Source organism: Botrimarina hoheduenensis, from assembly GCF_007859815.1.
GTDB classification, from domain to species: domain Bacteria; phylum Planctomycetota; class Planctomycetia; order Pirellulales; family Lacipirellulaceae; genus Botrimarina; species Botrimarina hoheduenensis.
Genome location: NZ_SJPH01000013.1, coordinates 30,891 through 38,248, shown reverse-complemented (window position 1 = coordinate 38,248; position 7,358 = coordinate 30,891). Strand labels below are relative to the sequence as shown.

The window sequence follows — 7,358 nt, the reverse complement described above, 5'->3', positions numbered from 1 at the left end:
CGGCGGGTCAGAACGCTCTTCTCGTGGCAGTCGGTCTCGAGGACCTTCACCACCGGCTGGTAGTGGTTCTTGGCGATCACCGTAACGGCGGGCTGGGGAGCCAGCGAGCCGCAGGGGGCGTAGGCCGAGGCGGTGAGGGTGGGCAGGGCAAACAGGGTCGCGGCGGCGAGCGTGAACAGGGTCTTCATCGCAAATCTCCTCAGATTAAAGGGGGTCAGCCCGTGGGGGGCGTGGTGGGGTGACGCGGGGCCGAGCGGTCGTCCGCTCGTCAGGCTCCCTCGTCAACCGCTCGACGCCCGGCCCCCGCCCCGTTGCGCGCCCAAAACCGAAAAAATGAAAAACGGCCCGCCGGCGTACGCCGGCAGGCCGCAAAGGAAGTGGGCGAGTCGAGGGACGTGAATCAGCGCTGGCTTACCCCCACGCCGATCCCGCTGCCGAGTCGCGCTTGCCGCAGGGCGGGGCGGACCGTGGTGGCGGGTTGATCGCCTTCGGCGTGTGCCAAGTCGAGTGCCGCCAACTCAGCTTCTTCTTGTTCAATCACCTGCATCGATGGCAGCAACAACAGGCTCATGGCCGGTGAGGACTCCGCAACGGCATTCGATACCGAGCGGGATGGGGCAGCGGGCATCGTTGATGTTTCTGCGCCCAGAGAAGCAAAGGCGGCATCCGCCTCAACCGAGTCCGCAGCGACGGCCGACACCAGCGGCTTCACTCCCGTCTCGAAGCCCGCGGCTGATTCGATCGCGAGGGGTTCGGCGGGGGAACTCGTTGTCGCGAATGCGGCTGAGGAACCAATGCCGAAGCCCCAGTTGGCTAGCAGCGCGTTCAGCTCGCCGTTATCGACGAACGTATCGAAGCCGTTGATCCACGTCGGCGGCACGGTCGTTGCGCCCCAGTTGGCCAGCAGCAGGTTGAGGTCGCTGTTGTCCACGAACCCGTCGCCGTTGAAGTCGCCCGGGTTGAGCGGCGCGACGGGCGCGGTCTGCGCCTCGTAGGCGCCGATGTCGATACGGCCCAGCGCGACACGATCAAAACCGGGGCCGCGCTGGTCGAAGCTAGGCGGCGCGCTGAAGACGGGATCGCCCGCATTGAGCGCAGGGCTGCCGAACTCCAGGGCGTGCGTGGGCGTCGGGCCGCCGTTGTCTTGTAGCGCGCCGAGCCCCGCGTCGGCGACGCCGATCTGGTTGCCATCTACCCCATCGGTGATGCCCGGGCCGGCCACCGCGCCGAAGAGGCTGAAGGTCGCGTCTACGGCAGAAGCTGGCGGGCCGCTGGGGTCGCTATTTCGAAAGTCATCGGCCACGGGTCCAGCGCCGGTCGATCGGGTGTTGCCAACGATGATGGTGTTTTGCACGACGATCGACGCTGTCGAGTACCGCGAGTACACGCCGCCTGACCCTTCGAAGAGACTTCCAGTTGTTTCGGTCAAATCTTGGTTGCCGGTGATCGTTGTGTTGCGGAGCGTCAGGTCGCCCTGATTGAAGATCGCTCCACCTGCAAACTCCGTGGCGCTATTGCCCGACAGGGTCGAGTTCTCGATCACCACCGAGCCGGCGCCGTTGGTGTAGTTGATCAGCGCGCCGCCGCTGTAGCTCGTGTTGCCCGAGAGGGTGCTGTCGCGGACGGTGAGCGTGCCGATGCCGCCGGCGAAGATGCCGCCGCCGAAGTTGGACCCCGACGTGTGGTTGCCGGTGATGACCGAACGCTCAACGGTTAGGTTCTCGAGCGACCGGATCGCCCCGCCACCGCCGGTGGCCACGTCGCCGCCGGTGAGCGTGACTCCGCTGATGCTGACGTCGATCGTTGTCGCCGAATTCAGGTCGTCTACCAGGAAGTGACGAAAGCCGTTGCCATTCACCAATCCGTCGCCCCCCAGCCCCGCGTCGATCGTCAGCCGATCGGCGCCAGGGCCGTAGATGGTGACACTCTGGGTGATCGCCATCTCGCCGGTGGTGAGGGTGATCACGTCGGGCGTGTTATCCAGGAAGACCGCGCCGCTGAAGGCGATGCTCGATCCCAGGCCCGCGTTGGCGTCGAGGATCGCCTGCCGCAGCGAGCCGGGGCCGGCGTCGTTGGTGTTGGTCACCTGCAAGTCGGCGGCAATCGTAACGTTGAAAGGGAAGGCGCCCGTTTGGTCGTCGTTATATTCGCGAACCTCCAAGAAGTAGACGCCGTCGACGGTGGGGGTGAATTCGATCCGTGAGCTGGAGCCGGATCCCCCGTCGTCGTCAAAACCAAGCTGATTGCTCTGGGCGTCGTACAGTGCGAGCGTGGTGTCGATGGTGCGGCCGGGGCCGTCCGTATCGATTATGTAAGGCACGCCCGCGTAACCGACCAATCGGAAGGCCTTCGACTGTAGCGTCGTGTCGATCTGTCCGGGGGTTGTGGAGGGCGCCGCGACAGACGTCGTGGTGACGGCGTCAACCAAGAAGTCATAGGAGCCGATCGAATTATTACCCAGTTCTCGCACAGCGGCGTAATAGATCCCGTCGGCTGGCGCGATCCAAGCGATCCAGGCGTCGCCGATGCCGACCGAGTCGTCGACTAGGAGCGGCGTCACGCCGTCGGTGTCGTACAAGGTGATCTCCGTCGCGGAAATCTGCCGATCGTCGGTGGCCAGTCGGTAGAACTGGCCGGCCGTGGCGGCGAACGAGAAGTAATCGGGGTCGCCGATCGGAAAGATCTGGCCGGGCGTGGCGGAGCCAATCGCCACGGGCGTCGCGGCCCCGGCGTCGTCGCCGTGATCGTCAGAGGGGGTGCCGACAAACAGCAAGAACTCGCCCGTGCCGTCGTCCCGGCGGTCGCGGACCTCGGCGAAGTAGTCGCCGCTCGCCGGCGGAACGAACGTGAGCGACGCATCACCTACGACGGTGTCCGACGCCAGCACGGTGGCGCCGTCGGTGTCGTAGACCAACAGAGCCGGGTCGCCGATCCCCGCATCAACAGCCAATAAAGGGACCGGTACGCCCGCAGTTGCCGAGAAGCGGTAGATCGCCGTGTCGCGGTTGTTGTCGATAGCGCCGGACGTCGCCGAGGGAACGGCGACGTCCGTAACGGGGAACGTGTCGAGCTCCAGGTCATAGGAGCCGGTCGCGTCATCGCCGATCTCGCGGACCGCGGCGAAGTACGTGCCGTCTGCCGGGGCCTGCCAGAGCACCCACGCATCGCCCAGGTCCTCGCCGTTGTCGGAGAGCCGTTCGGAGTCGTTGATCAAGATCGGCGTGACGCCATCGGTGTCGTAGAGCGTGATCTCGGTTGAGCCGATCCCGTCGTGGTCGGCGACGAGCCGATAGAACTCCCCCGCCACCGCGGCGAACGAGAAGTAATCGGCATCGCCGTTGTACTGGATGTTGCCGCTTAGGCGATCCGCGTCGGCGATTGGCGTGGCGCCGGCTGAGTCGTTGGCGTGGTCGTCCTGCACCTCAAACGCGCCGATATCGACAACGCTTCCAACGACCCGATCGAAGCCGGGGCCGCGCTGGTCGAAGTCGGGCGGCGAGGCGAAGGCGGGGTCGCCCGCATCGATCGCCGGACTGCTGTCCAGCAGCGCGTGCGTCGGTGTAGGCCCGCCGTTGTCCTGGAGTGTTCCGAGGCCCGCGTCGGTCACCCCCAACTGGTTTCCGTTAACCCCGTTCACCATACCGAAGCTGGCGCCGGCGCCGGGGCCGATCAGGTTGAACAGGTTCACCCCCGGGGCCGCGCCGCCGAGGTTGGTCGGCGATCCGCCGCCGTTGCGATTCCCCGCGATGATCGTGTTCGAAAGATTTACTTCATTGTTGAAGCGCGTGAAGATACCGCCGACGTCGCCGACGTTGTCGGTGATGGTCGAGCTGGTGATGGTCAGCGTTCCCTGATTGAAGATGGCGCCCCCCGTGTAGCCATTCTCGGAGTTGCCCGAGAGGGTCGAGTTCTCAATCACCACCGAACCGGCGCCGTCGGTATAGTTAATCAGCGCGCCGCCGCTGTAGCTGGTGTTGCCGGAGAGCGTGCTGTCGCGGACGGTGAGCGTGCCGATGCCATCGGCGAAGATGCCGCCACCGAAGTTGACGCCCGACGTGTGGTTGCCGGTGATGACCGAACGCTCAACGGTTAGGTTCTCGAGCGACCGGATCGCCCCGCCACCGCCGGTGGTCACGTCGCCGCCGGTGAGCGTGACTCCGCGGAGGTTCACGTCGATCGTGGTCGAGCCGCTCAGGTCGTCCACTTCGAAGTGCCGATAGCCGTTGCCGTTGACGGTCCCATCGCCGCCCAGGCCCGCGTCGATCGTCAGCAGGTCGGCGCCGGGGCCTTCGATCGTGAGGCCTTCCGTAATCGCCGGCAGCTGGCTGCCGATGCTGATCGTCTGCTCCGTGCCGAACACGGCCGGGTCGAACGTGATCGTGTCGGCGCCGGGGATGGCGTTGGCCAGCTCGATCGCCTCGCGGAGCGTGAAGTTGCCCGCCGAGTAGTCGCCGTCGTCGGGCGTGTCGGCGAGCGAATCGACGATGAGGTCGCTAGCGCCGACGAAGCTGAAGCTCGAGACCTCCAGCGTGCCAATCAGTCGGCTATCGCTGTCGGCGTTGTTCCCGCCGACGCGAAAGCCGAGGGTGTCCCCCTGGGTGACGCCCAGACTCTCCGAGCCTGTAAAGTTGAAGCTGCCCGAAGTGGTTGAGTTGACGACTGCCGTCGCCTGCGCCCCATTGAGCGTCAAGAAGTCGGCATCCGCACTAAAGAAAGCATGGTAGCCCGAGTAGTCGTAGTCAAACCGGAAGACGCCGTTCTCCGGCGCGCCCCCCACGAGGGTGAAGTCGGTCGTGCGTTGAGTGACGCCGCCGCCGCCTAGGTTCACGTTGTAGGCGAACTCGGCCGTCGCGCTGGGGCCGGTGGTGGGCGTGATCGTCGTCGTACCGCCGGCGATGCCGGTGTCAGTCCAGTTCTGGAGCTCGAAGGGGCCCTCGAAGCCGACCGTCACGGCCAGCACACGGCGGTCTTCCAGCATTTCCATCCGCAGCGACCTTCGCCGGAGAGCGTTGCGCTTGCGGGCTTTGAGTTCAGAAGAACGAACAGCAGCGGCACGACGGTAACGGCTCATCGGAGGGCTATCCGGGGCTGAAGTTGGTTGCAGCACCGTCTCGCAAGGAAGAGAGACAGCTGCGGAATCCCGCGTATCATGCGCTAACACGACTTTTTGTCTATCAAGAAAATGGGCGCATTATGCTAAATCGATCGCTTTTTCTGATCGAGTAGCGCGTGCGGACGGGGTCCTGAAAATGGCGTTCACACGGCACCGATACGCAGAGATATGGGGGTCTGAGCACCCGGGGCGTCACGCGGCGGGTGGCCCAATCCAAGGGCCCAGCGATCAGCCCCCTTTGATCTACAATCGTGACGGGGGCAGTAACGCCACACCATCACGGGTTCTTGAGCTCTTCCCGTACCACTCTCGCTGCTCGCCCCGACGACTGTTCTTATGCCAGACTTCTTTGCATGCCTGAGGGGCCAAAGACAGGGCCGAAAGTGGCTTGTCGTGGTGACTGCGCTGCCGGTCTTGCTCGCGGGGCTGCCGGCTCGTTCTGCCCCGCCAAATGTGGTGCTGATCGTTGCCGATGACCTGGGCTGGGGCGACCTGAGCCACAACGGCAACACGAATCTGCACACACCAGCGCTCGATCAGCTGAGCGCTGAGGGGGCAACGTTCAAGCGGTTCTATGTGCAGCCGGTCTGTGCCCCAACACGGGCCGAGCTGCTAACGGGCTGTTACCACCCCCGCGTCGGCGTGAGCGGCGTCTCGGAAGGGCTCGAACGCCTCAATGCAACCCGACCAACAATAGCCGATCGGTTTCGCGCAGCGGGCTACGCCACTGCCGCCTTCGGCAAATGGCACAATGGCACACAAGCGCCGCATCACCCGCTGTGTCGCGGTTTCGATGAGTTCTATGGGTTCACCTCGGGCCACTGGGGGCATTACTACGACTTCTGGCTCGATCACAACGGAGAGCTAGAGAAAGGTAATGGCTATGCGGCCGACGACTTTACCGACCACGCGATCGATTGGATCGACACCCAGCACACGAAGCCGTTCTTGCTGTTGCTGGCTTTCAACACGCCCCACTCGCCGATGCAGGTTCCCGACCGCTGGTGGGCCTCGCATGCAGCGCAAGAGTTGGTAGGACGCGCCACTGAGCCCTCCAAAGAGGACTTTCCGCACACCCGGGCGGCGCTCGCGATGTGCGAAAACCTCGACCACAACGTCGGTCGATTACTCGAACATGTCAAAACGCTCGGGCTGGAAGAGCAGACGATCATCGTCTTTCTGTCCGATAACGGCCCCAACGGACACCGCTGGAACGATGGCCTTAAAGGAATCAAAGGCTCCGTGGAAGAAGGCGGCGTCCGCTCCCCGCTGCTGGTGCGTTGGACGGGTAAGATTCCGCCGGGGCGTGTTGTTAGCACCAACAGCGCGGCGATCGATTTAACGCCAACCCTCACGCAACTGGCTGACATCCCCTTGCCCGACGTGACGGAATTGGATGGGATCAGTCTGGCCGATGAGTTGCTCGATCAGACCGCGGCTCTAAACGCGAGCTTACCGGTGGGCACGGACCGCATCCTCTACTCCCATTGGGCAGGGCGCATCGCGGCGCGAAGCGGAGGGTACCTCAGGGACGAGCGGGGGCGTCTCTACGATCTACGGATCGATCCCATCCAACAGCACAATGTCGCCCAGCAGCATCCCGCTATCTCTGCACGCCTCAGTGCCGCAGTGAACGCATGGCGTACACGCATGGAGATCGATCGTTCGCACGAAGCGGTGCCGTTCTTGGTCGGGCGTCCGGGCCTGCCGATCACGCCGCTTCCCGCCCGCGACGCGGTTGGCACGGGTCATGTACGGCGTTCCAACCGCTACCCCAACTGCAGCTACTTCAGTGGCTGGCGTTCTCCTGAAGACCGGGTCGTATGGCATGTCGATGTCGAGCAAGCGGGGAGATACGAGGCAACGCTCTTCGCGGCGATTCCCGCCGCTTCGGTAGGAGACCGGCTCACCTTGCACACGCCCACGGGTAAGGCAACCGTCACGCTTACGCAAGCGACTGACACGCGCCCCCTCGGAGCGGCAGCAGATCGGACCCCACGGCAAGAGGGCGACGTGTTGGACTTTCACCCGTTTCGGCTGGGAGTCGTGCCGCTCCAGCGGGGTCCGCAGTCGCTGAGCCTGGGCGTTACCCCGGTTAAGACAACAGCCGTGCGTGACCATGAGGGGCCTGCCGTTTGGCATCTGTCATTAAGACGTATGGCCGCTGACGAGAAGCCCTAGCCGCAGCCGCAACTGTCGCCACCAGCCAAGGCTCATAACGCTGATCGGCGCTCTCGCCATCCTG

The 7,358-nt window shown here is 64.5% G+C and carries 3 protein-coding genes; 1 reads left to right on the top strand and 2 read right to left on the bottom strand.

What is annotated here, in order from left to right; all coding sequences use genetic code 11:
* Together Pla111_RS16805 and Pla111_RS16800 are read right to left on the bottom strand one after the other, a co-directional pair.
* Positions 1–188, bottom strand: a 188-nt coding sequence (locus Pla111_RS16805) for a hypothetical protein (protein ID WP_146575621.1), incomplete at its 3' end; no start/stop codon positions are given.
* 212 nt (positions 189–400) lie between these two features.
* The gene (locus Pla111_RS16800; RefSeq protein WP_146575620.1) at positions 401–5,071 is read right to left on the bottom strand and encodes a choice-of-anchor Q domain-containing protein; all 4,671 of its coding nucleotides are present in this window, start codon (positions 5,069–5,071) and stop codon (positions 401–403) included.
* Between the two features lie 378 nt (positions 5,072–5,449).
* Here Pla111_RS16800 and Pla111_RS16795 point away from each other — a divergent pair, with 378 nt between their 5' ends.
* On the top strand, positions 5,450–7,294 hold the full coding sequence (locus Pla111_RS16795) for an arylsulfatase (RefSeq protein ID WP_146575619.1): 1,845 nt from the start codon (positions 5,450–5,452) through the stop codon (positions 7,292–7,294).
* Positions 7,295–7,358 lie beyond the last annotated feature (64 nt).

Excerpts from the sequence above, each read along its gene's own strand:
- Pla111_RS16800 (WP_146575620.1), bottom strand. The coding sequence starts at position 5,071 with ATGAGCCGTTACCGTCGTGCCGCTGCTGTTCGTTCTTCTGAACTCAAA.
- Pla111_RS16795 (WP_146575619.1), top strand. The coding sequence starts at position 5,450 with ATGCCAGACTTCTTTGCATGCCTGAGGGGCCAAAGACAGGGCCGAAAG.